Below are 25,294 nucleotides of genomic sequence, written 5' to 3'. Positions count from 1 at the left end.
TGCGACTCACACAAACCTTTGACGTTGTTTCATGCTCGAAACAACGCTATTAATTACTCTAAATGAGATGTATTGAAATGGATGAATTCTTTAAAATAAAAGAAACAAAAACATTAATTCAAAGAAAAATAGCCTCCATATCCGAGGTTATTTCAGGAGGGGATTTCAAAGCATCAAGAAGTTATTATTGTACTGTTATTTTGAAAAGTATGTTCAGCAATGCTGACGATTGGGATAAATACACATCCTTTAATATAAGGGAGATGTCTGGTAATTTAAATGAGTTGCTTGAATTTGGTGGTACTGATGATAATAGTTTAAATCTTTTATTTTCAACTTTATTCAGGTTTTTAATGGAGTATAGTTTTAAAATAGATTTTGAATTAGGCCCCCCGCTAAGTGAGGTTAAATTCTTCGCGATAAAAGAAAGAGGGGAATTTAACGGGACTGCTCTAACAAGAATAGATTTCTCGATAAACATTCTGCCATTTTATTTAATGCGTGAAAAATACCAATCTGATGATGTGAAACATTTCATAAAAGCTGCTGAATCAGAAGGCTCAATGAAAGAGCTTATGACTAGTTGGAATAAAAAAATAGAAACGCAAACCAAGAAAGTTGAGGCTTTAAGTACAATACTTGAAAGGCAAGAAATTGCTTATAATTTTGTGGGGCTGAGTAAGGCTTTTAATAATTTATTAATCATAAAAAGAGTTGAGTCAAGAAACGCTCTTGCATATGTTATTATTTTAGCTACATTAGCATTGTTACCATTAGCTTCTGAGTTTTTTTATTTTCTATCGATTAAGGATGATGTGAAAATTGACCAATCAAAGTTGGCTTTATTAATACCAGCTGTATCAATAACTGCTATAATGGTTTATTACTTTAAGGTTTCACTAAGTAACTTTCAATCAATAAAATCTCAAGTGGTACAAATCGAACTTAGAAAATCGCTATGCACATTTATTCAAAACTATTCAGAATATGCTGAAGATATGAAAGATAAAGAATCATTGCGAAAATTCGAAAATGTAATTTTTTCAAACATCATGCCATCAGAAGATAAGATCCCTTCAACCTTTGACGGAATTGAGCAAATTGCTAAATTGATTGAAAGCGTGAAGGGAAAATAAATGCGTAAGTAGCCCCGCCACAAAGCGGGGCAGTTACCAATAAATCAGTCCTGCTTACTCAATTCCTCACACTCTGCACGTTTATCCTTCAACAACCGCATCAGCAGATTCACGGTATTAACCGCTGAACCGTGTTTGCAATCCAATGTTGGGAACAGCGCTTGCATATGCGGCCAAAAATCCATGGTCAAATATTCCACAGATTTGAATAACGCATTGAGTTGCGAGGTTTGGATATGGTTGAAGATAAGCGGCGTCTCAGGAATATAAAATTCCAGTTCGCAAGGGTGAACAGGTTTTTTAGGTTCTGGCTGAACAACTTTTGCTTGCGGATTGAAGTAGCATTCTTCCAGTTTCTCGAACACATCCCACGCCTGATCGGTTTCAAGCATCTTCGCGTGACGGGCAGCGCCGCGTTCTGTCCAGAGGATGAGGCTACGAGCATTACGGGAAACTTTCACTGAAGGTCTTAAAGACATTCTGTTCTTAAACTCACGAAGAGTATCGCCTTCAAGCAAAAAGTAATGTTTTCCAGCAACGAAACGCTCGGTATTACGACTGTAGTTTTTACGGATGTAATCTGGTTGCGTATTGTACAGATTTGCCAATAACTCAGTCGTGATTACTGGAGCATTTGAGTACAAGATAACGGACAGGCTTTCTACAGATAGTTGGGTAGTCATAACGACCTCACTGATTTCTTTGAGATAACCACTTTTGATGGTGGTGTCGGGAGGCTCAAAACGGCTCAGTGAAGCCGCGGACTTATTCCCCTTTCGGGTGTTGTATTCGTCGCCCTCCCGACATTGATCGGGGTGTGACCGCGCTATGCGTTCACTGAATGACAGGCATAAAAAATCCAACACTAACGGGGTTGGTTCTGACCGCACTGAGAAGAGGTTTTGAGTCCTCGTGGAGCGAACCATAGCGGAAACTGTCAGGTAAAATCAACCGTTTTGTTTATGCACTTGCGCACAGTGCATGAGTGCATTACAATTGCACGCACAACAAATGAGGGAGCGACGGATGCAAAAAATGCGCAGCATTCATAGCTTTCGGGATCAGTGGCTGGAAGATTTTTTTATGTATGGCAAGTCGCATAAAAAGATACCTGTCGATGTGGTTACATCCTTGTCCCGCAAGCTGGATATCATCAACGCGGCGGTTTCAGCAAAAGACCTTAGATCGCCGCCGGGGAACCGATACGAGAACCTTAACCCACCATTGGGGGAATATTCATCCATCAGAGTAAATATCCAATATCGCCTGATTTTTAAATGGGTTGATGGTAAAGCAGAGGATATCTACCTTGACGACCATGGTTATAAAAAGCACAAATAACCCGTAGACCCGTAGACCCGTAGACCCGTAGACCCGTAGACCCGTAGACCCGTAGACCCGTAGACCGAAGGAAAATATATGGCACAGGCACAACGCAAGCCGACATCCGTAGGCGATGTCTTGTTATATGAATATCTAGAACCTACAGGTTTGAAGATTAATGACTTGGCGGAAATGCTGAATGTCCACCGCAACACGATAAGCGCACTGGTCAATAACAACCGTAAGTTAACGGTTGATATGGCGTTCCGGTTGGCGAAAGCATTTGATACGTCAGTTGATTTTTGGCTGAACCTGCAAAATAGTGTTGACGTGTGGGAAGTAGAAAACGACGCACGTACTCAGGAAGAAATTAGTCGGATTACTACGCTGGAAGATTTTCTGGCGCAGCGTGATGAAAATGTGAAAGACGTAGCGTGATGTTTGCCCCGCACTCGCGGGGCTGATTTCATTGACTCAGGTGTTCTATCAGTAATCCCTCAACCTCTTTTATCTCCCGATCGCTAAACCCCAGCAGCGGCCTTGCCTCGTATTGCACATCAGCACCGTTGCGGCTAGGCCGATCACGCAGGCCGTAGTGATGCACCCGCGCCATACGCTGCACCCGTCCGATAAATTCCACGCTGGCCACATCGGCAGTGCCTTTGGCTTTCAGGTATTTAGCGGTGCGCAGTTTCTGGAACATCTGCCGCTTCACCCGACCTTTTTTGCCCTTGATTGGCTGGGCTTTACGCGGGGCATAGGCCGTACCATCCGGTGCGGTCTGCGCTTTGATGTGCTGTTGCTGGCTACCGCGCAGGGCTTTTGCCACCGTTCCGGCCAGCTTTCGACGGCCAGACGCCGACAGGCTGGCAAGCAGCCCGGCCAGCTTGTCGTCAAACGGTTTCAGCTCATTCATGCCACTGACTCACTAACTTGCCGCTGATATACATGGAATCTGGGCGCGTGACGGGAAGCGGTAACGGCGGCTCTGGCGCGTGGGTGACGTGCAGCGCTTTATCTACCTCCCTGACGATCACACGCTCGGTGAGTTTCAGGCTGATGCTGATATCACAGCTACCGTTATCGTTAATGTCGGCGATGTAGGTAAAGCCCTTAGGTTCATGGGCGATATCGGGCTGATTCTCACGTATCCACGCCTGAATCGGCACAAGTAGCCAGTCGATATCGTCAGTAAAATCCGTGATGACCAGATTCAGCGTGTACTGGTTCTCAAACGACAGCGACGCGGCCAACGTGGACACTACCGCGCCACTGTCGATAAAGATATGCAGCATATCCGGGTTATTTTTCAGTACCGGCACCGCGTCACTTAAGGCGCTGCGCAGGCTGTTGGGTTTCAGCATCGTGTTGCTCCTGACAGTGTTTGATGGTTTCGACCTGTAGCGCACAGCTCACCAGCGCGCCTTCTAACTGGCGGTTATCCGCGCTTAAATCACCGTTCGTTTCCGGGCGGCTGCCCGGTATCGGGCAACTGGTGACTTTCGGACAGCCAACGTAAATAATCGTCGGGGTTGTCAAAGGCGGGGCGGTGGTGCAGCCGCTTAAGATCGTCAGGCAAATTAGCGCTGTACCAGCGGCGTAAATCGGCGTTTTCATTAAGCAACCTCGTTAGTGTACGTTCGCGCCCGGCGGCCAGTTGCCCGGCCTGTGACAGTTTCGTGCGGAGTTCCGCCTGTGCCTGTTCATTGCGTATCGCGCTGGACTGCAACGTGTCGATCACCCCCTCCCTGACCAGCAGTTCAAGCGACTGTTTAACCAGCGTTGTGCTCTGTTCGCTAATCAGTTTTTCCGCGTCAGACAGTTGCCGCTTAGTTACGTACAACAGCGCGAGGAACAACACGGCAACAACAATGATTACGCGGGTAAACGTGCTCATGCTGCCCCCTTCAGGCATACGGCGCGCTCACGCTGGCGACGGGTTTCAATACCGCGTGATATCTGGCCGTTGACATAGACCCAGCGTAATAGCTGGTCACAGGCGTTGCGCCACTGGCCTTTGTTGATAAAAAACGCCAGCGTAGATCGGCACGCCGCACCGACGCCGACATTAAACGCAAAGCTCACTATTGCGTCATAGACGGCCTGCGGCATATCAACGGCCATACAGCGCGCTAGCGCCTTTTCGACCCGCAACACATCGGCAACCAGATTAACCGCCGCCTCACGCTCGGTGATGGTTTTTCCCGGCACCACGCCTGCGGTGTGTCCGATCCCGTTTGTCCACACGTTCGCGCTGCACTGATACGGGCTTAAGCGGCATCCCTCAAGGTCGGCAATCAGCGCCAGCCCCTCTTGTGACGTTTTCAGCAAGGAAAAATCCGGCACTAACGCGGCCAGCGCTAACACAGTGGCGATAACGCAGCGTTTAACGAGTGATTTCATTGATAACCTCGCGGGGATCGATAGTCTTCAATAGCTGGTAGCTCTTGCGGCGGTAGTACCAGTTAACACCGACAGTGAACACCACCCCCAGCGCCCCGAAATAGGCCGCGAAATCCTGCGGCGTCATGGCACCAAAAAAGGCCATTGCGACGCTTATCCAGTACGCGATAAACGACGTGATTTTTTCCATATTCAATCCCATAAACTCACCGTTTCTGCGACAGGGGCGGCGGCAATATCCGGCAGGGTGACGGCGGTGCCGTGGGGCAGAATCGCCCCGTATTCGGCTAACCCCGGATTGGCGGCTAATACCGACTCGACAGCACCCTGCGTGCGCCCGTAGTGGCGATAACACAGGGCGTCCAGCGTGTCGCCCTGTTGGGCGATAACGTTCATCAGATATGCCCGATGATGCAGCGGGGCTTGTCCTGCAACTGACTGATTGACCAGCGCGCATCGCGCCACAGTTCATCAATAGTGCCGTCGAGTGCATCGGCTTTGCGGTCGCCTTTGGCGCTGGCGTCATAGCACCGGTAACGCTCGTACAGCGTCGCCGTGGTAATGGCGCTGACGGCGCGTAGGTAGTGATGGTGTTTCTCGCTCTGGCCGTCGAGTCGCTCGGCGGGAACGGCGTCCAGTGTGGTGAATCCTGCCGCTATCTGCTCTCGGCGGAACTCGAACAGCTCCGCGTTAACCTCTGAAATTGCGGTTAATGCCGCATGGCGCAGGCGCTCCGGCGTGACGGTGTTCTCAAGGCGCATCAGCGTGCGCAGCGTTCCCGGCTCCACGGCAGGCCAGAAAAAGGTGTTTTCGATTACGGCATCCTGTTTTACAGGCACAGGGATAACCACCGCATCCGGGTGTGGCTCCGCTTTCGCGGGGAAAATCATTGTCGTCATGACAACCTCTGAATAGGTGGGCGGTGGACACAGGCACAGAAAACAGTGAGCTGTTCCGACCTGTGTGCCGCCCGGCGCGGGGCGCGTTGGGTTAACGGCTGGCCGCTGCTTTGCGCAGCGCGGTTTCCAGCCGCTCTATGTCTTTTTTTACACCGCTTCGGCTATCAAGCTGAAAGGCGCGTTTCAGGTGAAACAGGGCTTGCTCCGGCTTGCCGCTACGCAGTATCAGGCCAATGATTTTGTGCAGCTTGGCGCGCACCTGATCGGGCATGTCCTCTGCATCGGTGAGCGTCAGCGTGTCGATCAGCAGGTCAATGTTGACCGTCTGCCCGGCGGTATGGGCGCGGGTTGCGGCGTCGGCTACATCTTCGGCCAACAGGTACGGCGTCGGGCGGGTGTATCCCTCCGGCATCACCAGTTTGTGCTGAATGGCATAACGGGCAATCTCCAGCGCACCGGGGATGTCTCCGGCGTCGAGCTTCCAGACCATGACCGTCATCAATACCGCATCTTGTGCGCCGCGACCGCTGGCGAGGACACCCGCCACCCACGGTGCATAGCCCGGCAGCAAGACATTTTTCATCTCGGCTTTACGCTCGATTGAGCGCACCTGTTTTAACGTGCGTTTGTCAGCCGCAAGCCGGAACAGCATTTGCTCGTATCCGGTGGCCTGTCGCAGCGGATCATTCTCCCGCTGCGACGCCTCAGCAGCCGACACCCGCATCATGTGACGCTGGGCGGGGCTTAGCATGGTTTAGGCTCCGGCGTTATCGGTTGAGGTTTCAGTCGGGTTTTCAGTACCTGACGGGGCTGGCTCAGCGGCTTTTTCCGCTTCCGGCGGTTTCGGGAACTTACCGAGCTGGATGTTTTCGATCACGCAACCACAGCCATAATCTTCCACGACGTAATCCTGTTTAATGGATTCGTAGTTTTCGATACGGTCACGTTTAGCGACTTCCTCAATGTGTCGGCGGTGGCTATCGTCCATGTAGTAAATGGACAGGTTATCCAGACGGTTCACCATCAGGGCATTGGCCGGGAAATACGGCACACGCACCGCAGGCAGATTGCCGATGCGCTTCTGGCTGACAATCACATCAGCGGCCAGTATTTCGCTGTTTTCCTGCTGTTTGTTGACCAGTGGGAAATATTTATCAGACAGCAACTGACGGCCACAAATCACCACCAAGTCGGGGTCTTCCTGATGCCATTCGTCGATCATGGTGTTGGTCGCATCCATCACCAGCGCGTCGAGGCTTTCATAATCGCCGTTCTCACCGACACGGATTTGCTCGGAAATCACGGTGCCATCCTCCGCGACAACACGCCCCATCACGCGCTTGGCTGATTCGTTACGGTATTTTTGCAGCCAGCCCACCGCCACATCCTGCAACAGCGGGTTTTTAGCACGGTCAGAGGTCGCCGCACGTTTCACGCCATGCCATCCGGCCATGATGTAATCCAGCGACTGACGTTTGGCGATGGCGTTACGTAAACGCAACTGGAAATCCTGAAAACGCGCCCACAGGTCAAGGGTGTTGTAACGGATATGGAAATCAAAATTCATCTGTTCGCACTTGTACTGACGCGCCTCAAGACTCAGTAGATCGGCAGTTTCGCGCTCGTCACCGCTTGAGGTGTCCGTGGTGCTGGCAACTGACCCGGACACGCCGAGGCCGATTTTTTCCCCGGTCAGCTCGGCAACCGGCACGATGTTGATACGGGTCAGGAAGTCGGACGACTCTTGCACAACTTCCATCAGCGCCTGCGTGACGGACGGCTCAACGCTGAATTTCTTGCTCAGGGTTTCCACCTCAACACCATTCAGCGCAGCAAGCTGGGTCATGTAGGCATTAAATTTAAAACGGGTTTCTTTACGCATTGTTTTTCCTGTTCTTTCTGAAAAAGGGGGGCGAGGGGGCTACACCCCGGTTAGCAGTTGGTCAGCAACGAGGCTTCACCGTCGCCACCTGTCGCCGGGGGGCGTCGCTTCTGCGACAGGCTTTCGGTGCCGTCCAGCGTCGCTTTGAGGTCGGTTAACTGCTGCTCACTGGCGCTCAGCTTCTGCGTCAGCGTGGCAACGTCCTGCTGCTGGCGCTGCTCAAGTTGGGTAAAGCGCTGCTCCACGTTGTCGGCATTGGTCTGCACCTGTCCGGCCACTTCGGCCACGGCTTCATGCACATCAGTAAAACGGGTGTCATCGCTGGACTGTTTTCGGCTCAGTAGGGTTTTGATGCGTGACAACAGTGTCGGCTCCACGTCCGGCAGATCTTCAAACTCCAGCGTCACTTCGGTGGCGACAGAAAAGAGGTTTTCCGGGGACGATTTACGGGTTGCCAGCGGGTTGTGTTTGGCTTTGGCGCTGAACTCCAGCATTTCCGTGCCGAGGCTGGCCGGGTCATCAGTGACCGCCAGACCGACCAGATAGGTTTTGCCTGTGTTGGCAAAATTGGGCTGGATCTCCATGGAGGTATAGATTTTCTGACTGGCTTTATTCATTGCCACCAGTTCATCTGTCGGGGTGATTTTGGCGAACAGCGCCAGCTTGCCGTTAAGCACCGAGTCATCTTCAATCTTCTCGGCTTTCAGCTCGACCACATCGCCGTAGCGCCGGAAGGGACTATCGGGCAGCAAGCCTTTCACGTGTTCAATGTTGATGCGGCAACCGTAGACACGCGGATCAAATCCCTCGCCCATCTGTTGAATATCGTTCGCATCAATGATGCGACCATCGCAGGTGTCACCTTCAACACCGACGCGGAACCACTTAGAAATTTTCTTTGCCATTTTCTCATCCGTTGTTTGCGGGAAGTCGGGGCGAGTATCCGGCGTGACGGCATGCCATTCCATTAGTCATGGTTTGCTAAGCGCTTGCACAACAAGGGGTTAAGGCGGTGAGGGGCGGCGCGGACGTAACCTTGCCGTCATGAATACAGCCATCGATACCACCATCATCAGCGACCCACGGCGACAGGCGGCCTTGCTCTATTGGCAGGGCTTTTCGGTGCGTCAGATTGGGGAAATGCTGAACCAGAAAACGCCGACCGTTCAGAGCTGGAAGCAGCGCGACGGCTGGGACGCTATCGCCCCGGTATCGCGTGTGGAAGCCAGCCTTGAGGCACGGTTGATTCAGCTCATCATGAAGACGAAAAAGGAGGGGCATGACTACAAAGAAATCGACCTGTTAGGCCGTCAGATTGAGCGGCTGGCGCGGGTGAACCGCTACAGCCAGACGGGCAACGAGGCCGATCTCAATCCCAACGTTCGCAACCGCAACAAGGGTGAACGCAAGGCACCGGAAAAAAATCTATTCAGCGAGTCGGCCATCGAGAAGCTGAACGACATTTTCCTGAGTGAGATTTTCGAATACCAGCGCGGCTGGCATCAGGCCGGGCTACAACACCGTATCCGCAATATCCTGAAATCGCGTCAGATTGGGGCGACGTTCTATTTTGCGCGTGAGGCGCTGATTGATGCGCTGACCACCGGGCGTAATCAGATTTTCCTGTCAGCGAGTAAGGCGCAGGCACACGTCTTTAAAAATTACATCATCGACTTTGCCCGGCTGGTCGATGTTGACCTGAAAGGCGATCCGATGGTGCTGCCCAACGGGGCGCGCCTGTTCTTCCTCGGCACCAACATTCGCACCGCGCAGAGCTACACCGGAAACCTGTATCTGGATGAATATTTCTGGATCCCCAAGTTTCAGGAGCTGCGCAAGGTCGCCAGCGGCATGTCACTGCACAAGAAATGGCGCAGCACGTATTTCTCCACACCGTCGAGTCTGGCGCACAGTGCTTACCCGTTCTGGTCGGGTGAGCTGTTCAACAAGGGACGCAGCAACAAGGCCGATCACCTCCATCTGGATTTAAGCCACGCGAATTTGTCCGGCGGCGTGCTGTGCGGTGATGGACAGTGGCGGCAGATTGTGACGGTAGAAGATGCGCTGGCCGGGGGCTGTAACCTGTTTGACCTCGACCAGCTCACGCTGGAATACAGCCCGGCGGAGTATCAAAACCTGCTGATGTGTGAGTTTGTCGACGATAAGGCGTCGGTGTTCCCGTTTGAGGAATTACAGCGCTGCATGGTCGATGCGCTGGAAGAGTGGGAGGACTTTAACCCCTACGCGCTGCGGCCGTTTGCCTACAAACCTGTCTGGATTGGTTACGACCCGTCACACACAGGTGACAGCGCGGGCTGTGTGGTACTGGCACCGCCGCAGGCACCGGGCGGTAAATTCCGCATCCTTGAGCGCTTCCAGTGGAAAGGCATGGACTTTGCCGCACAGGCCGAAGCTATCAAGTTGCTGACGGAAAAATACATCGTCGAATACATCGGCATTGATGCAACGGGCATCGGTCAGGGCGTTTACCAGCTTGTGCGCGGCTTCTTCCCGGCCGCACGCGAAATCAAATACTCACCGGAAATTAAAACCGCGATGGTGCTCAAGGCGAAAGACACCATCACCAGCGGGCGGCTGGAGTACGACACCAGCCACACCGACATCACCCAATCGTTCATGGCCATACGCAAAACCATGACGGCCAGCGGTAACCGCACCACCTATGAAGCCAGCCGCAGCGAAGAAATCAGCCACGCCGATGTGGCATGGGCAACCATGCACGCGCTGTTAAACGAACCCCTGACCGCGATTAACGGTCATGTCCCTGTCAGCATTTTGGATTTTAACGAATGAAAAAGCGTAAATATCGCCAGCTAACATCAGCACCCGTCACCCAGGCACAGCCAATGGAGGCGTTTACTTTTGGTGAGCCGTCCGCCGTTCTGGATCGCCGCGACATTTTGGACTATGCCGAGTGTATCCATAACGGCAAGTGGATTGAGCCGCCGATCAGCTTTAGCGGTCTGGCTAAAAGCCTGCGCGCTGCCGTTCATCACAGCTCACCGATTTACGTGAAACGTAACATTCTGGTAAGCACGTTTATTCCGCACCCGCTACTAAGTCAGCAGGACTTTAGCCGCTTCGTGCTCGACTATCTGGTGTTTGGGAATGCATTTCTGGAAAAGCGCCTGAATCGGGTAGGGGGCTTATTACGGCTTGAGTCTAGTCCGGCCAAATATACCCGGCGCGGCGTAGAGGAGGATGTTTACTGGTTCGTGCAGTCATTCAAAGAGCCGCACCGCTTTGAACCGGGTAGCGTGTTCCATCTGCTGGAGCCGGATATCAATCAGGAAATGTACGGCCTGCCGGAATATATCAGCTCGTTGAACTCGGCGTGGCTGAATGAGTCGGCGACGCTGTTCCGGCGTAAGTATTACCAGAACGGTGCACACGCGGGTTACATCATGTATGTGACCGATGCGGCACAAAGTGGCACTGACGTAGACAAGTTGCGCGCCGCGATGAGTAATACAAAGGGGCTGGGGAATTTTAAGAACCTGTTTTTCTACGCACCCAACGGCAAGCCGGATGGCATCAAGATAGTGCCGTTAAGCGAGGTGGCGACCAAAGACGACTTCTTTAACATCAAAAACGCCAGCCGTGACGATCTGCTCAGCGCACACCGCGTGCCACCGCAGATGATGGGGATTATCCCGAATAATACGGGCGGGTTTGGGGATGTGGAAAAGGCGAGTCAGGTGTTTGTCAGGAACGAGCTGACGCCGTTACAGGAACGGATGAAGGAGGTGAATATTTGGGTTGGATTTGATGTTATAAAATTTAGCCCTTACGAGCTTGATTAGTCGTGATTTTTACCGGCCAATATTGGCCGGTTTTTTATTGATCACGCCATTTTAGGTAAAAGGCAAAAAATGGATCAGTGATATGTAATTTTTGCTCTTCTTTCTCCCAATCGATAACTGGGGTTGAGGCTTCATCACTTGAAGCAATTTCACTCATTTTTTCAAGAACCCTTGTTACCTCATGGGCCTGAGGCGGTGCATCGGCAACAATTTCTCTTATTGCTCCGCGCAAAGATTCATATTGAATCGTTTCCATTCCAGGTTTCATTCTAGATAATGCATAAAGCACTACTTTATAAATATCTACTCGCTCCCCATTCTTTAATCCTCGGGCCATACGGTCAGAGCGTTGACGAGGTCCTGTAGCTAACTTATCAAATACGGTTTTACCAGTGGCTTCAGCTACTTTTTTGAAGAGGGTATCGTCAATTTTTTTGACAGGGACTATATTGTCAGATGTCTCAAGTACACCATAGACCTGACACAACGCTCTACAAAATTCCTGCATAAGGTGGGGACTGCCAAGCGCTTCACTACAAAGCCTGTCCATGACAGAATCATCGACAGCCATATTCAAAAGAGGGAAACCTTTTTCTGCTATTTGCCTCAATTCACTCATAGACCAATAAGGGATCTGAATATTTTCCAATCTCCCTGTTATTTCTCTTTCGACTTTTATAGCATCATAACGGCGATGAGGAATTGCTATTAATATTATAGATATTCCATGGAAGACCAATGGTTTTATAGCCCTAACGAAATTACCTTGTAATTCTCTTGGTAAATAATGGAAGTCATCAATGACCAAACTTTTTCCTGATTGTTGAAGTGCTTTTAATGCGGCTGTTTTTGCTGAAACACTTCTGCTCTCTTTAGTACTTGAACCGTTTCCATCACTTTGTGAAACGCTAATTTCTCCAGATCCTTTAACTACCAAGGCACTTGCAGATGCTGATGCCTTACCTTGTATATTTGTCGTTGCCGTATCAGTCACAACGAATTCGCTACTTTGCCAAGCATTAATAGCAACTAGGACTTGTGCCCACAAATCATTTTCGTCGTTAACACTACCGCCTTCAATCCAAATGTTATTTTCATCAATACTTGGAAATACCATTTGAGTTAGAACTGTTTTTCCTGATTTAGTTTGCCCGGTTAGGGTAACCAATTTACAAAGATTATCTTTAACGCCCTCAAGACGTTTTCTAATTTCGCCTTCGGTTCTTTCAATGTATGTTAGTTGAGGCATGCCTCCCGGTACGAAAACTTTTGATGACCGATATTTCATTTCTTTAGTCCATTGGTTAAATGAGGCCAAGGTAATACTAGAGTTTCTATCGCGAAGGTTACCACTATGCTTCAAATCAGTACAACCAGGTATTTTTAACTGTATAACATACAGCTAAGCGCTTCGCGCGCAATGCTATCCCCGCCACGCCTGCCCGCTTTGTGTGTCGCTTTTCATGCACTCGCACGATCCAGCGCGATCCGCGCCAGCCGTGGCGTTAACGGGGATAAATTAGCAGTAGATCATCATGCAAAATCATGCGGGTTATGCATGCATTGCTAGAAGACGGCTTCCTCTAATCGTTTTTTCAGGTATTCGACCAGTTCCGACTTATCAGTAATCTGCCGATATTCTCTGGTTTCTATCGTGCCGTTCGCTAAATCCGCAATGATTGACATCGCGGTTTTTAATTCGTCTACATCGCACTGAGCCACTAACGATATGTCTGCGATTAACTGAACCCGCGACAAAACGGCTTGTATGTGTTCCGTGTTTTCCAAGGGGTGCCATTTCCTTATTTTACTGTATGCGTATACAGTATTTTACATATTGAAATTTTCGTCAATCACTTAGTGTGCTACGGGTGACTGATTGGTTATGTGTTCAGCGCGATTAATGCGGCGTGACATGTCACTTAAACATTTCACGCCGTGACACGTCACAGAATTAACTTTAAATCATGCCAGCCCTGCGTGTTCCAGCACTCAGACGCACCGGACAGGCAACACTTAGCGACGGGTAATTTCTCTCCGCATTTCTGGCAGTTACGCTTATTCAGAACGGCTATTTTTTGCTGTAGGGCAGCAGCATCCTGACGAATTAACGTGGTCAGGTACTCGTCGATATCATACGGATCGCGCCCTGGACGACGAAGGGCGCAGTTGCGCTTAAGCATCTCCAGCTCTTGCGCATCAACATGAATCTCGACCTTCACCACGCCAGCATCACGCTGACGTGCGCGCTGTGCGGCTTTACGGTCTGCGGGGGATTTAGACATTATTTCCCCCGTTTTTTCTCTGCAAAACGAAATCTATTCGCCTCTGGCTATCTCTGACCGCCTCAGAACAACTAACCAGCTCATCTGGTGTAATATTTTCGTTAACCATGATGTCCTGTAAGCGTTGAATTACCCCAGCTAATTTCAGGTGGCGCAACGTAAATTTAGGAACTTCTCGCGTTAACTGATGCATTATTTTGCCCTTATGCCTGCGGCGTTTATTGCCCCTATACAATCTTTCCGCATAGAACGCGCCCCGGCAGCAAACCCCTGATACCACTCCGCATCGCTACCGAGAACAGGCAATCGCGGCAAGCTGATTGACCGCACCTCTAGCTTTTGAATCTTCTGGTCTTGCATTTCAATCGTGGCGATTAGAGCATCGTTGTTTTGAAGTAGCGCCTTGACGTTCTCAGCACTGAATACGCTATCTGCGCGGTCATACAGATGTATTAAGTCACTCCCACCACGTCCTTCCGCTTGCAACTCCAGTATCTCTTCGGCTAACTCACCCATCTGTTTGATTAATTCATTGATTTTATTCATTTACTATCTCCATCTGATTACTAAATCCCGGCCACTCATCAGCCGCCGGGTATGAAATAAGTTCGCCGTCAATCTTCATCTTTGCCCCACGCGCCAGCGCTTCCAGCTCCCAGCGTTGAACGCTGATACCACGCTGGGATAAATCACGCTGGATACGGGGTATCCGCTCCCGTTCCTCGCCCGTCAATCTGGCCGACGGTGACGGATCGCGGAGGGTATTGGGGTTAAAGTCGCGTTGCTTATGGTTTTTCCTGACGGATTGTTCACGCAGACGCATTCCTAGCGCCCTCACAGCCGCGTCGTCACTCCAGTCAATCGCTGGGTTGTCGGTTTCTGATGTCGCCGCTATGCCGCTGTTTTCAGCCTTCTTTTTGACATCTGCGCCCGACCGTTGAGAACCCAACCCACAGTTATTGACAGGACTCCGAGGCGCGCCGGGGGCGCTTTTTAAAGTCAAAGGCTCAAGGTCAACGGCTTTAGAAACGATGCGCCACTCGGTTGTCCGGGTTTCAAAAACATGACCGGCACCCAAATGCGGGGCGAAAATCCCGACAACCCGTTGCACTTCTTCGTCATACTCGTTGAGCGTGTCCGACACCCGGCGCGCAACACGCACCGTTTGCAGTTCGCGGGAAACATTCGCGCCGCCCTGCGCTGTCATGTATGTGGCAAAGTCGCCAGCATCGGCGGCACAACGAACGGCTTCGACTTGCTCATCGAACTGGTCAGTGAGATTGACGGTACGCAATGGGCTACTTCGGCATTCACGGTACGCGCCCATTGTGGGGATGCCGATAGCCTTAAATTGAGGGATGCGCCACGTTGACGCCCACGCTGTGACTGCGGCGGCCATATCACGCAACGGCTTTCCGGTTTCGCTATCCAGTTGACCGTCGAGCGCGTAGCCATCAATGTTTTTACTGATATATTTTGCGATATAGCCAGCCGCGCCGCCCTTATTTAGGTGTTTACATTCAAAGCGGTACTTAGCTGCGCCGCGCTCGTCGCCATCTTCTTTCAGGGCGTAGCGGCGCATAATATCGATGACTGACTGGCGATATGCGCGCTTGCAAAACAGCATCATGTGCCAGTGGGGGGTCCCGTCGTGATGCGGCTCGACAACGCGCATCCCGTAAACCTTCAGGTCTGCGTCTTTAAATGCCGTGCGCATCTTGCTCCAAATTTTTACCAGATAGCGCTGGCCGTCTTTCGGCGTAAACGCTTCACCGTCCCAGCTCCGGTTAAACTGGACTTTCTCGTTTTCGCCCTTACCGATCACGCGGGTCGGGTGATATTTCGACGGGGTAGTAATAGTGATAAACATCCCGACGTCTCGCTGTTCGCTGGCGTAACGCTCAATCCCGGCGATAGTGCTCATCAGCTCCATACGGCGGATTTCAGGGTTAGAAATACTCGCCATCACTTTATCGATCAGGTCGATACGTTCGCCTGTTGCGACGTTCTCAAGCTCACAGTTTTTCAGGTAATCCATGTTGGCAAGGCGACGCGCCTGTACATCGCGGATCGCCATCTTGCTGGCATAGGGTGACGCTTTCTTACTGACCTGACCGACGGCAATATTCAGCGCTTCACGCCAGCGGGTGCGCTGGGCTTTAAGCTGACGAACCCACCATTCCTCATTAATCAGGCGGGAAACGCTGGCTATCGCCTTGCGTATATCCAGCGTACCTTTGCGGTAGCTCTTCCAGAAAAGTGGGGTGATATTGAACGCACGCGCCATGCTGGCGACATGGCCGAAAAGCTCGGCCTGTGCTGCATCGGTAAAGAGATCATCAGGCTGGCCGCCGTGCTCCTCTTTCATGGCATCGCTCATTTCCTCATACGCTGAAAATATCTGGCCGGAAATACGCGCAGCCAGACGCCCCAGCGCTTTGTCATTCATGCCGGGCAACGTTTGATAGGCGTCAGATTCAGACAGGAAACGCTCGGAGGCGTGGCGATTCATGGCATGGCGGGTATTGATTGCATCGATACGCGGCCACATGCGCTGCATAAAGCTGTTAGTCAGAAAACGATTAGCGCTCAGCATCCCTTTATTTTTTTTCAGGTACGCGTAACGATTCAGGCAGATTTCGCGTAGGAAATGCGGTTGCTGGTTAATTTTCGCTAAAACGGCTTGCCCCTGAGTCCATTCCTCACGGGTAAGCTGTCTTTCTTCCGGTACGATGGCCGGGCGGGGAGCGTTCCACGAATGCGCCCATTCGGCTGGCTTTTGAATCTCCGGGCTCATAGCTCAAAAGCCAGTTGCGGTTGAAAGCGGTCTTTTTCTTCGCAGTAGTTGAGGGAGGACGCGCTGTTATATGACTCAATACGTTCAGCCAAAACATGAGCACGAGTTTCTTTACTGGCTGGAGAATATGAACCTTTCCAGTTTTTATCGATGCCAATATTGCGCGCTATATTCGTACTGTCTGCCGATGCTAACGGAATGCGTGTAAACACCGCTCGATTTAGCATTCTCAGACCGTGTAATTTACATATTGGATAACCGTTCTCATCAACAACATGCCGAATGACATCACGCAATTTCATCAACGCTTTAGCGGGTTTTCTCACGTCATATTCACCACATGATCCGATAGCCACGCGAGGGAATGATTTACATAATTCAATGAATCGCTGCTCACTTTCATTCATATGCCAGACAGGGACGCCGACAATAGAACCATGCGGCCACGATTCAATTAGCCGATCATTTTCACAGGCACCACCGCCAATAACATCAGGGATGATTGCGAATGCGAAACGGGGATGATTTTTCCACTTACTAATAAATTCATAATACGCCGACCAATCAATCTCTCTGCCTGATTTCCAGAATGTAAACGCACCATTATCGATGGCAAAGGATTGTGTTATTTCACTGGCTAGACCTATTTGAGCTGGGTTAGCAAAAGAAATAAAAGCATGGCGCGCACGCCATGCCTTAATTGCACACGTATCGGGGGTAATCGGCCCACCGTGAAAATGAATCACAGGCTTCCGGCCTCCATTACCGCCCTGACACGCGCCATTAATACGGCCTGCATTTCTTCGGGCGTCACTGGTGCGCCGGGCTGGCCGATACCTGCAAAAAAATCACTAATTTCGCTGAGTACCAGTTCAGTTAAATCGGTTTTTTCTCGCCCCTGCGCGGCAATCTCTTGTGCTAATGCACGCGCTTGGTTTGCTAACCCTATCGCCTTAAGGTATGGAGACGGCGGAGACGGTGGGCAATTGGGACGAACAAGCCCGGCGGGCATAATGCGAGGACTCATGCTGCACCACCTTGCGCTACTCGTCGGCAATTCCAATCTGTAGCGGCGGCTTCTTTAGTTTTGTACCAGCCTGACCCCGCGTAGTTTCTTACCGGACCGTTCATTAGTTCGCATGTGCATTCGGTACATGCGGGGGCGTAAACCCGTTCATCGGACATGAGATGTTCACTGACCGAGTCAAAATGTGCTTCTGAACCGCAGAACGGGCAAGGCAGCAATTTGAGCTGGCTTGCGCTGGCTGCTACCGATACTAAAAAGTTCTGTTCGTACTGCCAAACACCATCATCAGCGACTAATGCGCCTCCAGAAACACCACTATCTGGATCACGAAATATGGCAAGCCCGATGGGGTGCATAATTTCGTTATTTATGCGGACTAAAAGCCCGCGGCGTGAAATTTCGTTCCAATCAATAGACTGCATAATTACTCCACCTTATCGCTGTTTAACTGGTCAAAGGCTGACTGGCACAGCGCCGCAAAGCGTTTGCTTTCTGTCAGCAGCTTCTTTGAATCGGTGACATTGCCGCGCCAGATTTCGGTGGCGATAGCACGATGCACAAAATCGTTAATGAGGCTGACGGGATTCTGATAAACGGCCAGCGTGGATAAATAAGGCTGATCGCCGTCTTCTTTTCCGCATTTAACTTCGCCCAGCGCAAAGTCATAGCCAACTTTAGCTATTGCATAATTGCCGTTAATATCGACGCGGTTATAAGCGGGGTTTTCCATTACATCACCGCCCTAATATCTGACCCGGAATTATTAAAGGCTGCGGATTCCTGCCGTAATAATTCGATAATTTCCACACTGCTTAATTCGTGGATAGCGGCATGAGTCGCCAGCTTATCCAGACGTGAAGAAAAAGACGTGTGTGCATCGGCTTTCGCCTCGGTGCGTGCCTGAGAAAGCATTAACTGAATGCCCTCGCTTTCAGCCTTGCGATGCATCGCCTGACCGACTGTTTTATACATGTGCATATAATCCTCAGATAAAGGGAGTCCCGACGCGGTTAAGCGCCTAATTAATTTCAGGTGGTTATTTAATTCAGATATTCTTCGGGTTTAATTGCCGTCAGAATGTCGGGAGCAGCGTCAAATAAGCTGAATAGCTCATTTAATGCATGTGATATTTTATTCCGCCACGGACATGAAATATCATCAATCCGCCAATAGGGCTGATTAAATTCATTCTCAGATAATCCGGCATGGAAAAATAACGTCCGTTTTTCGCTGACGCTTAACCAGCTCAGAAACGTTGACGTATTCACACCACGGATGCGACCTTTTGAGAAAGCCCGGCGCAGTTCATCAATCGCGCAAACAATCCGCTCACGCTCTGCGGTTGGCATTTCGTCAAGACGGTAAACTGTCTGGCTCTTTTTCATCTGCGCATGAAAGCAGATGGTCAAACGGTCACGCTCATGCAGGCTGTTGTAATAGGCACAGGTTTCACGCCAGCGGCTATCGGCAAAGTGTTTGCCGATCACGTTGCGCAGCCCGGCGGGTAAGTTCTGCATACTGCTGACAGTAAAGGCTGTCATGCGTTCCCCCGTATCACTGACTTGATAGAACGGATAACCCTCTGGGCATAATTTGCCGAGCGGGTACGGATGATGATCCCCTGACGGCCTTTGCCTTTGGTAATCGTAAAATCGGGCTTTGTCTCCGTCTGGTGCCACCAGAGGAACGGCGCGATTGATATCGGTGCTTGCATGGTTTCCTCCTTCCTATTGGTAACCGCCCACGGATAGACGGTTGCGAATAGGTGCCGGGTATTTAACAAAGGCCACATATGGCTATATGATTAACCGCTAATGTTTTTTGACTTTCTCGATGGACTGACCCCATGCTTAATGACGCTGAATACGAAAAAATCCAATTCCTTGAAAACCAAATAGATACACTGCAAGATAAAATTAACCTCCAAAACATTGTTATCACTGGGCTACTTTCTCAGGTCTTGAACCTTGCTCAGGGTGACTACACTCAACTCACCGAGACTATTCGCAAAGAACTTAACCAATATCCTCCTCAAAGCGATCAGCGTGAAACCTACCTTCATACAATCCAAAGCCTGATTGACAGATTTACACGCTGATTAATCTCTAGCGGCAGACCGTAGTTAAAGAGCTAAATGACTCTCGCCCTTGTGTAACGATTTCCCTGACGTTTTTAGCCCGGAATGTTCTGCCGCTCTTTGTAGTCAAAAAATGACTACCGTCATCTGCAATAGATGGATAAAAAAACGCGACATCATCCCCATCTATACAAACTTCCTTCCCCACACTCTCAAAAATAAAGCGTGTGCCCGAATACATGCTGTTACCCAATATTCAACGACGCACTAATACCGCTCAGTGCATCTACGGTTGACGCTAACGCGGGGTTAGCTTGAATACGCGTCTGTAACGTTAAGCCGACCAGCGACAAATAACGCACACCCGCGTTGATACGCTCGATCACGTTATGCCGACGCGCTGGCGTCATTCGCTCATCTGATACGCTTTCAGCAGCGACCGCGCCCACTGCGGCGGTTGCCTGCAATACATACGTGGTTAGTCGTTCTGCCTTAGCCTCGTTGACTGGCACGGCTGGCAGACAATTAAGCTGTGCCAAAAGCCCATCGATCAGCGTGGCGTCTTCGGTTACATCGGTGAGGGTCATTAATTCGTCACAGGTCAGCTTGTGCGGCTGGTCTGGATTCAGTTTGTTACGCAACATTTGCGCATTCATGCCGATGCGTTCGGCCACATCGGCCAAATTCTGCTTGTTAGCGAATGCCCGGCAAGCATTGTTGAAGTGCGGTTGTTTAGTCATTTGGTAATCAAACATAGCCATCATTCCTGTTAACTTAAATAATTAAGTTCAACTTACGCGGCGACGTAACGGCAATTGATGCCTTGCTGTAGTAACCGTGCCCGAAAGGCCACCATGTTGATGCGGGCTGCGCTGCCTTCTTTTTTTCGAGGCATGATCAGCAGATCACCATCGGCAACCATCTGCTTAACAGTTCGCAAACTGTAGCCGTAGGTTTCGGCAAACTCGTCATATGACATGACATCTTTGCCTGATGGGATTGCAATTTGCGGAGTCATAAATCAATATCTCCAGTTGGTTGTTGTTTTAGTGCATTGGCGTGCATTTTTGTCTCTGTGAGAGGCACTCTAAAACATCATTTGGTTTGTGTAAAGTCTTTTGGTTTTGGGACGCCTTATGATCGATGAAACTTTGAATGCTGAAGAAGTGCTGGAGAGGCTCTATGCCTCTTATAATGTCTCTTCCCAAAAGGCTTTAGCGGAGAAGATGAACATTCATCCCGGTAATGTAAGTAACTGGATGCAGAGAAACAGTGTTCCCAGCAGCGCCATTCTTACCTGTGCTATTGATACAGGTGCAGATCTGCAATGGTTGTTAACTGGGGAACTTAAAAATTTAAGTTTTGAGGGTTTAAAAGACAGGCTCAAAGGTCTATCAGGGAAAAGCCTTTATGATGAAGTGTTAACAGCCGGTGGAAAACCTATCCTCAGACGCATGCTGGACGCTTACGGCTTTGAGTTGCAGAAAGACCTTGGCGATCGGTTCAATCTGTCATCCGGTACGATCAGTTCATGGGTTCGCCGTAATTTTTTCCCCGGCGATATCGTTGTGGCCTGTGCTCTGGAAACGGGGGTTTCGCTCCGGTGGTTGGTAACAGGGCAGGGGGATATGAAAGGTGAAGCGGCGTTCTCTCTACCAGCGAATGAGAACGTAACGGATATCCCTAAATACCAGCTCTTGTCTGGCGAGTTAAAATCCGTTGGCTCATGGGCGTGTGATAAAGCTCTTATCCCTGTTTCTGTATCCTCTCCCGCGTTTGTGGATGGCACTAAAAATTCTTGGGTAATCGATAGAGACGCAAAAACCCTTAGCAATGGGCGTTGGTTCGTTGATTTAGACGGGGCTATTGATGTTTGTGATATTGCTCGGTTGCCGGGGAACAAGATCAAAGTAAGCAGCACCTCTGCGCAGTTTGATTGTGATGTCAGTGACGTTAAACCTGTCGGTTTAGTTTTCTTAACGTTGGAAAAACATATTTAAATAGCAGGCATTAACGTTATGGCTGTAACTAAACTCCCGTCAGGGGAATGGCGCGCGGATTTTCGTATTAACGGGCGCGACAGTAAGCGCGTTCGTAAAACCTTTCAGACCAAAGGCGAAGCGGTTGCATTCGAACAATTTACGCTAAATGAAGCCAGTGAAAAGCCGTGGTTAGGAGAGAAAGAAGATCGCCGCCGTCTTAGTGAAGTTATCGATCTCTGGTATCACTTACACGGCCAATCCCTCACGGCGATAGAGTCCCGCATGGGAAAGCTAAAAATCGTCTGTGATGGTCTGGGCGATCCTGTTGCTTCGCGTTTCACCGCTAAAGATTTTGCGCACTATCGTGATAAACGACTACGGGGTGAAATCAGCAATGGATACCACGAAAACCCTGAGCGTTGGGCGGTGAAGCCGATCACGGTCAACCGTGAACTACAGTACCTGACTGCGGTATTCAGTGAGCTGAAAAGGTTAGGGGAGTGGACGCTACCGAACCCTTTGGATGGTATCCGCGTTTTCAAAGAAGAAGACCGCGAAATGTCGTGGTTGACTCATCCACAAATACACGAATTACTGGGGGCATGTGACGCCTACGGCAATCAGGATTTAGCGTGGATTGTGAAAGTGTGCTTGTCTACCGGCGCACGTTGGAGTGAAGCGGAAAATCTAACTCGTTCTCAGTTGTCTCCCTGTAAAGTTACCTTCTTCAAAACCAAGGGGAAGAAGAACAGAACGGTGCCGATCTCGCAGTGGTTGCACGATGAATTAGCAACAAGACAGGGGCGTATGTTCAAACCCTGTTACCAGATCTTTAAGAAGGTGCTGGCGAGGACAAACATCATTTTACCTGAAGGACAAAAAACGCACGTTTTGCGACATACATTTGCTTCTCATTTTATGATGAATGGGGGTAATATTTTAGTGCTTCAGCGCATCTTGGGGCACGCCAATATTCGTGAAACTATGAGGTATGCTCACTTTTCGCCAGATCATTTAGAAGAAGCTAGATTATTTAATCCGATATCAAAATATGATGAGTGGTTGACAAAATGACTAATTTTTTAGATGAGTATGACAATATACGACCTCTCTACGATAAATTAAAAAATCACTTGAGTGATATCATGAAGGACCTTTTAGATACTCACTCAGTCGAAATATTCTCGATCGAAGGAAGAATTAAAGAAAAAGAATCAATAATATCTAAAGTATCTCGTAAAACCTATGTAAATCCTTCGGTTGATGATATTGAAGATTTGTGTGGAATAAGAATAATTTGTTATTATGAGTCAGATTTAAATAAAATAGAAAGTATAATAAGAAAAGAGTTTCCAGTCATATCTGGTTCAGATAAACAATTGGAAATAGATGTAGATCGGTTTGGGTATTCATCGAGACATTTCATTGTTAAATTTAATGCTGAATGGTTGAAATACCCAACAGCAAGAGGGTTAGAAAATTTAAAGGCAGAAATTCAAATTAGGACTATGTTGATGCATACATGGGCCGCAATAAGTCATAAACTGTTATATAAACAAGAAGATGACGCTCCTCGAGAGATTAAAAGAAATTTAAGCATGTTGAGTGCATTAATCGAGTTGGCAGATGAAAAGTTTGATCAAATAAAAGAAAATAAATTACAATATCAGGATAAAATATCAAAAAATAAATATGTTGCTCATGATAATGAACCATTGAACTCTGATAATCTTATTTTTTTAGTTTCTAAATATTCACCTAACAGAGAAACAACAAAAGAAAATCTTCCGAAAGTTTTAAACGAAATTAAAAAATATGATAATAATATTGGAGATTTTGAAAAAAGAATTCAAGAGTGTTTGCCATATATTGACAAGTTGGAAAGTGACGAAGCAGGTTATTCTGGTGAGTCTAAATTACCAATGTGGGCTGTGGAAGGCTTCTGTCGAACAGTTTTAGATCTGACATGTGATGACTATTTCTATAGTCGCTGGAACAGGTCATCTGATAATGAGTTGCAGGTTATAACAGAAAAATACCGTAATCTGATAAAAAATAGACAGTGAGATGATTGGCCATGTTGATGTCCACAATCTGTCCACGCAGCATGTTTTAGGCTACACTCGGTTGCACCAGAGATACACATAACTAACTGTTTTTAAAAAAATATCTATATTTATCAATAGCTATTCATAAGAGCGTCTTAACTAAGATAGCGCTTTCGCAACATCCGAAAGTTGTTATTAATAAGGGGTTTAGCCAAAGGCTAAGCCCCTTTTTTTATGCTGGATGGCCGCAAAATGTCCATAGAGCATGGTTGTGTGGTAGTTCTCTTTCTGGAATGAGGGCTTTGCTTAAGGCTCGGGTCTAAATGATGGGCCGTGTTGGTAGTAAAAAGCCCACCATTTTGGTGGGCTTCGCTTTCCCTGGTGCCATCATTATTGTTTGAATTTCAGTACCATGATGACATTAGGTGTGGTTATTTTATAAACGTTTATACAGATCAATTTTTCAATATTGATCGGTTACGGCGATCAAAATATCGTGTTGATACCGTTTTTTACTCTTTTCAGAACGGCTTATTCGCGATGACTGTTGGGTACATATGCATACGATCGTTAATGAATTGAATATCTGTAAATCCTGCCTGCTCTAGCTGCGACTGTGTTTTTTGGTGGGTACGAAACGCTGTCCATGTTGCCCCAATAATGCGTGAGAAAAGCACATATTGGAGGGCTAGCAATTTTGGATTGGTGTTTATCCATGGGGAATCTTGCGACAGCGTAGGAGGCGGTGTCATAAAGCTGGTGATCAGCGTACCTCCTGGCTTTAAACTTGAGTAGAATACGTGGTAAAGCTTGGTAACTTTGTCATCATCTTGCTCATAAACATTGAGTCCGTTGCTGGTAATCACATCCGCTTGTGCTGCCAAATCCATTGTCCAGGCATCAGTAAGCACCAACGATATCTGGTTTTCTAAACCTTGCTGACTGGCAAGTTTATAAGCTTCTTCCAGCGCCTGTTTATCCAGATCGATTCCGATTAATTTCACATCTCGATACCGCGTATAGTCCAGCAGCAGTAAATCGGCCATGACGCCGCAAGGGACGGACACCATGATGGCATCTGGACGCAAGAGTTCTTGAAGCAGACGTTGGAAAATACTGAATCGTTCGCGTGTCGCTAAAACATTGGGTAACTGGGTGTAGATGATTTCTTCGAGCGGATTAACATAGTGAGCTGGCTGATGTGTTATCACATTATGCGTCCAGTACGCATTTAACCCGTGATGTTTCAGTAAAAACTGGCCTAACTTGAGGTGAGAGAAAGCGTCCAGAAGCGCGAGTTGCTCTTCTACGGAAATGCCGGGATAGTCGCCGGATTCGATAATGTTGTTCTTTACCGCGGCGACTCGTTCATCATGGCTTTCCTGCGATGAGGTCGCATGTGATAAGAGTCTTGGGCTGCTATTTAGAGACGAGTTATGAGGCTTGCTTAAACCGGACATATGAGCACTCCATAATATCAATCGCTATCAGGAATAATGGTTTTAACTATCAGTGAGGTATGCCTTTCGTTATCCCAGCATCAGATTATTAATAACCTAAAGTGACTATTTAATGTGAGCGATAATAGAGGGGAGGTATGTCTGACGTATT

General features: G+C 49.0%; 36 protein-coding genes. 9 read left to right on the top strand and 27 right to left on the bottom strand.

Going from position 1 to position 25,294, the window contains the following annotated elements:
* Window positions 1-77 precede the first annotated feature (77 nt).
* A complete protein-coding gene (locus EO763_RS16770) occupies window positions 78-1,136 on the top strand; it encodes a hypothetical protein (RefSeq protein WP_103161047.1) in 1,059 nt (352 codons plus the stop codon).
* 44 nt (window positions 1,137-1,180) lie between these two features.
* Here EO763_RS16770 and EO763_RS16765 read toward each other — a convergent pair whose 3' ends face one another.
* Window positions 1,181-1,819, bottom strand: coding sequence for an ORF6N domain-containing protein (locus EO763_RS16765; protein ID WP_103161046.1), 639 nt, complete (start codon window positions 1,817-1,819; stop codon window positions 1,181-1,183).
* A gap of 343 nt (window positions 1,820-2,162) precedes the next feature.
* Between EO763_RS16765 and EO763_RS16760 the strand changes: the two genes are divergently transcribed.
* On the top strand, window positions 2,163-2,477 hold the full coding sequence (locus tag EO763_RS16760) for a type II toxin-antitoxin system RelE/ParE family toxin (protein WP_103161045.1): 315 nt from the start codon (window positions 2,163-2,165) through the stop codon (window positions 2,475-2,477).
* A gap of 78 nt (window positions 2,478-2,555) precedes the next feature.
* On the top strand, window positions 2,556-2,897 hold the full coding sequence (locus EO763_RS16755) for a HigA family addiction module antitoxin (protein ID WP_103161044.1): 342 nt from the start codon (window positions 2,556-2,558) through the stop codon (window positions 2,895-2,897).
* 28 nt (window positions 2,898-2,925) lie between these two features.
* Here the strand turns inward: EO763_RS16755 and EO763_RS16750 are convergent, their stop codons facing one another.
* The 11 genes from EO763_RS16750 to EO763_RS16705 all read right to left on the bottom strand — a co-directional run bounded on the left by EO763_RS16750 (window position 2,926) and on the right by EO763_RS16705 (window position 8,548).
* On the bottom strand, window positions 2,926-3,375 hold the full coding sequence (locus EO763_RS16750) for a phage virion morphogenesis protein (protein ID WP_161529631.1): 450 nt from the start codon (window positions 3,373-3,375) through the stop codon (window positions 2,926-2,928).
* Window positions 3,368-3,823, bottom strand: a complete 456-nt coding sequence (locus tag EO763_RS16745; RefSeq protein WP_161529630.1) for a phage tail protein — start codon at window positions 3,821-3,823, stop codon at window positions 3,368-3,370. The genes EO763_RS16750 and EO763_RS16745 overlap by 8 nt, the downstream gene beginning before the upstream one ends.
* Window positions 3,786-4,028, bottom strand: a complete 243-nt coding sequence (gene lysC, locus EO763_RS23670; protein ID WP_244322099.1) for an Rz1-like lysis system protein LysC — start codon at window positions 4,026-4,028, stop codon at window positions 3,786-3,788. The genes EO763_RS16745 and lysC overlap by 38 nt, the downstream gene beginning before the upstream one ends.
* A complete protein-coding gene (lysB, locus tag EO763_RS16740) occupies window positions 3,913-4,356 on the bottom strand; it encodes an Rz-like lysis system protein LysB (RefSeq protein WP_161529629.1) in 444 nt (147 codons plus the stop codon). Before lysB ends, lysC begins: the two co-directional genes overlap by 116 nt.
* Complete coding sequence (locus EO763_RS16735) at window positions 4,353-4,862, bottom strand: lysozyme (RefSeq protein WP_161529628.1); 510 nt, start codon at window positions 4,860-4,862, stop codon at window positions 4,353-4,355. The genes lysB and EO763_RS16735 overlap by 4 nt, the downstream gene beginning before the upstream one ends.
* A complete protein-coding gene (locus EO763_RS16730) occupies window positions 4,846-5,064 on the bottom strand; it encodes an HP1 family phage holin (protein WP_039537277.1) in 219 nt (72 codons plus the stop codon). Before EO763_RS16730 ends, EO763_RS16735 begins: the two co-directional genes overlap by 17 nt.
* A complete protein-coding gene (locus EO763_RS16725) occupies window positions 5,055-5,258 on the bottom strand; it encodes a tail protein X (protein ID WP_161529627.1) in 204 nt (67 codons plus the stop codon). Before EO763_RS16725 ends, EO763_RS16730 begins: the two co-directional genes overlap by 10 nt.
* Complete coding sequence (locus EO763_RS16720; protein ID WP_161529626.1) at window positions 5,258-5,761, bottom strand: head completion/stabilization protein; 504 nt, start codon at window positions 5,759-5,761, stop codon at window positions 5,258-5,260. The genes EO763_RS16725 and EO763_RS16720 overlap by 1 nt, the downstream gene beginning before the upstream one ends.
* 91 nt (window positions 5,762-5,852) lie before the next feature.
* Window positions 5,853-6,512, bottom strand: coding sequence for a phage terminase small subunit (locus EO763_RS16715; RefSeq protein WP_161529625.1), 660 nt, complete (start codon window positions 6,510-6,512; stop codon window positions 5,853-5,855).
* 3 nt (window positions 6,513-6,515) lie between these two features.
* Window positions 6,516-7,643 (bottom strand): phage major capsid protein, P2 family, encoded by a 1,128-nt coding sequence (locus tag EO763_RS16710; RefSeq protein WP_161529624.1) that lies wholly within the window; start codon window positions 7,641-7,643, stop codon window positions 6,516-6,518.
* A gap of 50 nt (window positions 7,644-7,693) precedes the next feature.
* Complete coding sequence (locus tag EO763_RS16705; protein WP_161530425.1) at window positions 7,694-8,548, bottom strand: GPO family capsid scaffolding protein; 855 nt, start codon at window positions 8,546-8,548, stop codon at window positions 7,694-7,696.
* A 139-nt stretch (window positions 8,549-8,687) separates the two neighbouring features.
* Between EO763_RS16705 and EO763_RS16700 the strand changes: the two genes are divergently transcribed.
* Both EO763_RS16700 and EO763_RS16695 read left to right on the top strand, forming a co-directional pair.
* A complete protein-coding gene (locus tag EO763_RS16700; protein WP_161529623.1) occupies window positions 8,688-10,457 on the top strand; it encodes a terminase ATPase subunit family protein in 1,770 nt (589 codons plus the stop codon).
* Window positions 10,454-11,467, top strand: coding sequence for a phage portal protein (locus EO763_RS16695; RefSeq protein WP_161529622.1), 1,014 nt, complete (start codon window positions 10,454-10,456; stop codon window positions 11,465-11,467). Before EO763_RS16700 ends, EO763_RS16695 begins: the two co-directional genes overlap by 4 nt.
* A gap of 34 nt (window positions 11,468-11,501) precedes the next feature.
* Here the strand turns inward: EO763_RS16695 and EO763_RS16690 are convergent, their stop codons facing one another.
* The 12 genes from EO763_RS16690 to EO763_RS23315 form a co-directional block, all read right to left on the bottom strand.
* Window positions 11,502-12,755: an ATP-binding protein gene (locus EO763_RS16690; protein ID WP_161529621.1), complete on the bottom strand. Its 1,254-nt coding sequence runs from the start codon at window positions 12,753-12,755 to the stop codon at window positions 11,502-11,504.
* 278 nt (window positions 12,756-13,033) lie between these two features.
* Window positions 13,034-13,255, bottom strand: coding sequence for a 3-isopropylmalate dehydratase small subunit (locus tag EO763_RS16685; RefSeq protein WP_044208969.1), 222 nt, complete (start codon window positions 13,253-13,255; stop codon window positions 13,034-13,036).
* A 158-nt stretch (window positions 13,256-13,413) separates the two neighbouring features.
* Window positions 13,414-13,752 carry a hypothetical protein gene (locus EO763_RS16680; protein ID WP_161529620.1) on the bottom strand — a complete coding sequence of 113 codons (339 nt, stop codon included), beginning with the start codon at window positions 13,750-13,752 and terminating at the stop codon, window positions 13,414-13,416.
* Window positions 13,753-13,944: 192 nt separating this feature from the next.
* Window positions 13,945-14,298, bottom strand: coding sequence for a hypothetical protein (locus EO763_RS16675; protein WP_161529619.1), 354 nt, complete (start codon window positions 14,296-14,298; stop codon window positions 13,945-13,947).
* Window positions 14,291-16,549, bottom strand: a complete 2,259-nt coding sequence (locus EO763_RS16670; RefSeq protein WP_244322007.1) for a replication endonuclease — start codon at window positions 16,547-16,549, stop codon at window positions 14,291-14,293. Before EO763_RS16670 ends, EO763_RS16675 begins: the two co-directional genes overlap by 8 nt.
* On the bottom strand, window positions 16,546-17,295 hold the full coding sequence (locus EO763_RS16665) for a hypothetical protein (RefSeq protein ID WP_039491325.1): 750 nt from the start codon (window positions 17,293-17,295) through the stop codon (window positions 16,546-16,548). Before EO763_RS16665 ends, EO763_RS16670 begins: the two co-directional genes overlap by 4 nt.
* Window positions 17,292-17,576 carry a hypothetical protein gene (locus EO763_RS16660; RefSeq protein WP_167521827.1) on the bottom strand — a complete coding sequence of 95 codons (285 nt, stop codon included), beginning with the start codon at window positions 17,574-17,576 and terminating at the stop codon, window positions 17,292-17,294. The genes EO763_RS16665 and EO763_RS16660 overlap by 4 nt, the downstream gene beginning before the upstream one ends.
* Window positions 17,573-17,998: a Lar family restriction alleviation protein gene (locus EO763_RS16655; protein WP_161529618.1), complete on the bottom strand. Its 426-nt coding sequence runs from the start codon at window positions 17,996-17,998 to the stop codon at window positions 17,573-17,575. The genes EO763_RS16660 and EO763_RS16655 overlap by 4 nt, the downstream gene beginning before the upstream one ends.
* 2 nt (window positions 17,999-18,000) lie before the next feature.
* Window positions 18,001-18,306 (bottom strand): DUF5405 family protein, encoded by a 306-nt coding sequence (locus EO763_RS16650; protein WP_161529617.1) that lies wholly within the window; start codon window positions 18,304-18,306, stop codon window positions 18,001-18,003.
* The gene (locus EO763_RS16645; RefSeq protein ID WP_161529616.1) at window positions 18,306-18,554 is read right to left on the bottom strand and encodes a DUF2732 family protein; all 249 of its coding nucleotides are present in this window, start codon (window positions 18,552-18,554) and stop codon (window positions 18,306-18,308) included. Before EO763_RS16645 ends, EO763_RS16650 begins: the two co-directional genes overlap by 1 nt.
* 62 nt (window positions 18,555-18,616) lie before the next feature.
* Entirely contained in the window at window positions 18,617-19,117 is a 501-nt protein-coding gene (locus tag EO763_RS16640; protein WP_161529615.1) for a replication protein B, read from the bottom strand.
* Window positions 19,114-19,290 (bottom strand): hypothetical protein, encoded by a 177-nt coding sequence (locus tag EO763_RS23315; RefSeq protein ID WP_165708442.1) that lies wholly within the window; start codon window positions 19,288-19,290, stop codon window positions 19,114-19,116. The genes EO763_RS16640 and EO763_RS23315 overlap by 4 nt, the downstream gene beginning before the upstream one ends.
* A 132-nt stretch (window positions 19,291-19,422) precedes the next feature.
* Between EO763_RS23315 and EO763_RS16635 the strand changes: the two genes are divergently transcribed.
* Window positions 19,423-19,674 carry a hypothetical protein gene (locus tag EO763_RS16635; protein ID WP_039491335.1) on the top strand — a complete coding sequence of 84 codons (252 nt, stop codon included), beginning with the start codon at window positions 19,423-19,425 and terminating at the stop codon, window positions 19,672-19,674.
* 224 nt (window positions 19,675-19,898) lie between these two features.
* Here EO763_RS16635 and EO763_RS16630 read toward each other — a convergent pair whose 3' ends face one another.
* Together EO763_RS16630 and EO763_RS16625 are read right to left on the bottom strand one after the other, a co-directional pair.
* A complete protein-coding gene (locus EO763_RS16630; RefSeq protein ID WP_161529614.1) occupies window positions 19,899-20,408 on the bottom strand; it encodes a phage regulatory CII family protein in 510 nt (169 codons plus the stop codon).
* Window positions 20,409-20,446: 38 nt separating this feature from the next.
* Window positions 20,447-20,671, bottom strand: a complete 225-nt coding sequence (locus EO763_RS16625) for a hypothetical protein (RefSeq protein WP_161529613.1) — start codon at window positions 20,669-20,671, stop codon at window positions 20,447-20,449.
* A 118-nt stretch (window positions 20,672-20,789) separates the two neighbouring features.
* On the opposite strand from EO763_RS16625, the gene EO763_RS16620 reads away from it, so the two are divergent.
* From EO763_RS16620 to EO763_RS16610, 3 genes are read left to right on the top strand one after another with little or no spacing between them, the layout of a single operon-like run.
* Window positions 20,790-21,653 (top strand): helix-turn-helix domain-containing protein, encoded by an 864-nt coding sequence (locus EO763_RS16620; RefSeq protein ID WP_161529612.1) that lies wholly within the window; start codon window positions 20,790-20,792, stop codon window positions 21,651-21,653.
* Window positions 21,654-21,671: 18 nt separating this feature from the next.
* Window positions 21,672-22,709: a site-specific integrase gene (locus EO763_RS16615; protein WP_161529611.1), complete on the top strand. Its 1,038-nt coding sequence runs from the start codon at window positions 21,672-21,674 to the stop codon at window positions 22,707-22,709.
* Window positions 22,706-23,701, top strand: coding sequence for a GTP pyrophosphokinase (locus EO763_RS16610; RefSeq protein ID WP_161529610.1), 996 nt, complete (start codon window positions 22,706-22,708; stop codon window positions 23,699-23,701). Before EO763_RS16615 ends, EO763_RS16610 begins: the two co-directional genes overlap by 4 nt.
* A gap of 503 nt (window positions 23,702-24,204) precedes the next feature.
* Here the strand turns inward: EO763_RS16610 and EO763_RS16605 are convergent.
* Window positions 24,205-25,143 (bottom strand): SAM-dependent methyltransferase, encoded by a 939-nt coding sequence (locus EO763_RS16605; protein WP_161529609.1) that lies wholly within the window; start codon window positions 25,141-25,143, stop codon window positions 24,205-24,207.
* Window positions 25,144-25,294 lie beyond the last annotated feature (151 nt).

It is taken from the genome of Pectobacterium odoriferum (genome assembly GCF_009931295.1).
GTDB classification, from domain to species: domain Bacteria; phylum Pseudomonadota; class Gammaproteobacteria; order Enterobacterales; family Enterobacteriaceae; genus Pectobacterium; species Pectobacterium odoriferum.
This window is presented reverse-complemented; position numbering and strand designations above follow the sequence as displayed.